The sequence below is a fragment of the Pseudomonas sp. FSL R10-2964 genome (assembly GCF_009600035.1).
Lineage (GTDB): Bacteria > Pseudomonadota > Gammaproteobacteria > Pseudomonadales > Pseudomonadaceae > Aquipseudomonas > Aquipseudomonas bubulae.
In genome coordinates this window covers 1-3,372 of the sequence record NZ_WIWH01000077.1, presented here as the reverse complement: position 1 = coordinate 3,372, position 3,372 = coordinate 1, and the positions used below count along the sequence as shown (strand labels likewise).

At 64.8% G+C, this 3,372-nt stretch carries 4 protein-coding genes; all 4 read left to right on the top strand.

Features of this window, described 5'->3' with window-relative positions:
• On the top strand, window positions 1–172 hold a 172-nt coding region (locus GHN92_RS24305; protein WP_178102686.1), incomplete at its 5' end, for a hypothetical protein.
• The gene (locus tag GHN92_RS23425; protein WP_153381318.1) at window positions 169–1,809 is read left to right on the top strand and encodes a BatD family protein; all 1,641 of its coding nucleotides are present in this window, start codon (window positions 169–171) and stop codon (window positions 1,807–1,809) included. The genes GHN92_RS24305 and GHN92_RS23425, both read left to right, overlap by 4 nt.
• 66 nt (window positions 1,810–1,875) lie before the next feature.
• Complete coding sequence (locus GHN92_RS23420) at window positions 1,876–3,120, top strand: exonuclease SbcCD subunit D C-terminal domain-containing protein (protein ID WP_153381316.1); 1,245 nt, start codon at window positions 1,876–1,878, stop codon at window positions 3,118–3,120.
• The coding region (locus tag GHN92_RS23415; RefSeq protein WP_153381314.1) for an AAA family ATPase at window positions 3,117–3,372 on the top strand (256 nt) is incomplete at its 3' end. The genes GHN92_RS23420 and GHN92_RS23415, both read left to right, overlap by 4 nt.

Below are 3,372 nucleotides of genomic sequence, written 5' to 3'. Positions count from 1 at the left end.
ACCGGACGACGGGCCCACCACGCGCCCGCCCGCCCCGGCCGCCAACCAGACCGCAGAAGAACAGCGCCAGGCCCTGGAACAATGGCTCAGACAGATCCCCGACAACCCTGCCGAATTGTTACGCCGAAAATTCTGGTACGAACAGCAGCTCCATCAGGACACGCCCAAATGAACCGCCTCTGTGTTTTGCTTCTTTTGCTGTGTTGCTGGACCTTGCCGGCAAACGCCCTGGGCCTGATCGCCAGTGTTGACCGCGACCAGCTCAACTCCGGTGAAACCGTCGAACTGACCCTGGAATCCGACGACGTCACCCAGTTCGGCAAGCCCGACCTCACCCCGCTGGACGGGCTGTTCGAAGTGCGCGGTACTCGCCAGGTCAACCAGCTCAACAGCCTCAGCGACGACAACAAGGGCACCACCCGCTGGATGATCACCCTGCAACCCAAGCAGACCGGCACGGTGATCATCCCGGCGCTGCAAGTCGGTGACTACCACAGCCAGCCGATCACCCTCACCGTCACCGTCACCCAGAGCGCGGCCAGCGAAAACCTGCTGGCCCCGGTGTTTATCGAAGCCAGCCTCGACCAGCCCGGCGTCTATGTACAGGCCCAGGCACTGCTGACCGTGCGCATTTACCATTCGGTGGCGCTGTACGATGACAGCAGCCTGACCGCCCTGCACCTGGACGACGCCATCGTCGAGCAGCTGGGCGAGTCGCGCACCTATGAAAAGATGATCAACGGCGTACGCCACGGTGTGATCGAGCGCCGCTACGGCATCTATCCGCAGCGCAGCGGCGAGCTGATCATCCCGGCGCAAACCTTCAGCGCCACCCAGGTCGACAGCCAGCAAGCCACAGCCCCAGCCCCGCTGGGGCCAAAGCCCGGCAAAATGGTGCACGTGACCTCGGCCGAAATCCCGCTGAACGTGCTGCCCAAGCCCGACATCTGGCCGGCCAATGCCCCCTGGTTACCCGCGCGCAGCCTGAGCATGAGTGAAACCTGGAACCCCGAGCCTGACCATGCGCTGGTCGGTGACTCGCTGACCCGAACCCTCACGCTCAAGGCCGAAGGCCTGTCCAGCGCCCAACTGCCGCCCCTGCCCGCCACCGACGTCAACGGCCTGCGGCGCTACCCCGACCTGGCGCAACTGAGCAACCAGATCACCGAAAACGGCCTAATCGGCAGCCGCGAAGAGCGCGAAGCACTGGTCCCGACCCGGGTTGGCCAGATTGAATTGCCCGCCGTCGAAGTGGTGTGGTGGAACACCCACGAAGATCATCTGGAGCGCACTTACCTGCCCGCCCGTACCCTGCTCGCAGCTGCCAACCCCAATCTGGCTGTGGACACACCGGTCAGTGGCACCACAACGGCGCAGAACGAAGCGCCCTCACTCTGGATCTGGCAGCTCAGCACCCTGTTTCTGGCACTCACCACCCTGGCCAGTCTGGGCCTGTGGTGGCGTGCCCGCTGGCAACCGGCAATCCTGCGCGCTGCGCAAACCGGGCCAAGCCCGCGCACCCTGCTGGACGACTTGAAACGCGCCTGTCTGGCCAACGACCCCCAGGCCACCCGTCAGGCCCTGGATGCCTGGGCCCGGCAGCAACCCGAAACCCTGGCCGACATGGCCGCGCGCTTTGTGTTGCTGTCCGACGCCCTCGACGGCCTCAATGGTGCGCTCTACAGCGAAACCGGCCAGCACTGGCAAGGCGAGGAACTGTGGAAGGCCATCCGCAGCATTCCTGCCGCCGAGCGCGAGCAGCAGGACAGCGCCGAGCCGAGCAGCCTGCCACCGCTGTACCCCAAATAATTTAAGGGCAACCCGTGTACCGCCTGAGCGAGCGGGTTGCCTGCCCCTTTGAAAACGGATTCTGTTATGCGCCTGTTTCACACCTCCGACTGGCACCTGGGGCAAAACCTCCACGGCCAGGACCGCGACTTCGAACATGCCTGTTTTCTATCCTGGCTTCTGGCCCGGCTGGCGGAGCACACACCCGACGTACTGCTGATAGCCGGGGACATCTTCGACACCGTCAACCCGCCGGTCAAAGCCCAGGAACGGCTTTACGACTTTATCGTCAGTGCCCACGAGCAACAGCCCAGGCTGACCATTGTGATGATTGCCGGCAACCACGACTCCGGCTCGCGCATCGAACTGCCGGCCCCCTTGATGCGCCGCTTGCGCACCCATGCCCTGGGCCGGGTGCTGTGGCTCGACGACGGCCAGCTCGACGCCGAGCGCCTGCTGATCCCCTTGCCCGATGCCAAGGGCAAGACAGCAGCCTGGTGCCTGGCGCTGCCCTTTTTGCGCCCCGCCGAAGTCACCGGCGCGCACCTAGGGGACGACTACCTGCGCGGTATCGGCCAGGTCCATGAATGGCTGATCAAGGCCGCCAATGCCAAGCGCAAAAAGGGCCAGGCGCTGATTGCCATCAGCCACGCGCACATGGCCGGCGGGTCGGTCTCCGAAGACTCCGAGCGCAGCCTGATCATCGGCAATGCCGAAGCCCTGCCCGCCAGCCTGTTCGGCCCCGATATCAGCTATGTGGCCCTGGGCCATTTGCACAAACCGCAGCGGGTCAACAGCGAAGATCGCATCCGTTACTGCGGCTCGCCGATCCCCCTGTCCTTCTCGGAAATCGGCTACCAGCACCAGATTCTCGACGTCACCCTCAAAGGCGAAACCCTGGTCAGCGTTGAGCCGTTGCTGGTCCCCCGGGCGGTCAACCTGCAACGGATCGGCCCGCTGCCGCTGGCTGACATCCTCGCCCAGCTTGCGGACCTGGCGGATATCGACCTGCTCGCCGATACCCAGCGCCAGCCCTGGCTGGAAGTACGGGTCACACTCGACGAACCGCAGCCCGATTTGCGCCAGCAGATCGAAACGGCACTGCAGGGCAAGGCCGTGCGCCTGGTGCGCATCGCCGCCGAATATGCCGGCAGCGGCAGCCGCCACGGCGATGACGACGCCACGCGGCTGATCGAACTCGACCAGCTCACCCCCCAGGAACTGTTTAGCCGTGCCTGGCAGGAAAGCTACGGCAGCGAAGCCGACGAACAGACCCTCAAGGACTTTGCCGTATTGCTGCAGGAAGTTCAGCTGGAAGGTGAGCAACCATGAAAATTCTCGCCATTCGCCTGAAAAACCTCGCCTCCCTGGCCGGCCCCTTTGAGCTGGACTTTACCGCCGAGCCGTTGGCCAGCGCCGGGCTTTTCGCCATTACCGGGCCCACCGGCGCCGGCAAAAGCACCCTGCTCGACGCCCTGTGCCTGGCCCTGTTTGGCGCCGTGCCACGGCTGAACAACACCGGCCGCGATGCCAAGGTGCCGGATGCCGACGGTGAAATCGCCACCGGCGACCCGCGCACCCTGC

Excerpts from the sequence above, each read along its gene's own strand:
- GHN92_RS23425 (WP_153381318.1), top strand. The coding sequence starts at position 169 with ATGAACCGCCTCTGTGTTTTGCTTCTTTTGCTGTGTTGCTGGACCTTG.
- GHN92_RS23420 (WP_153381316.1), top strand. The coding sequence starts at position 1,876 with ATGCGCCTGTTTCACACCTCCGACTGGCACCTGGGGCAAAACCTCCAC.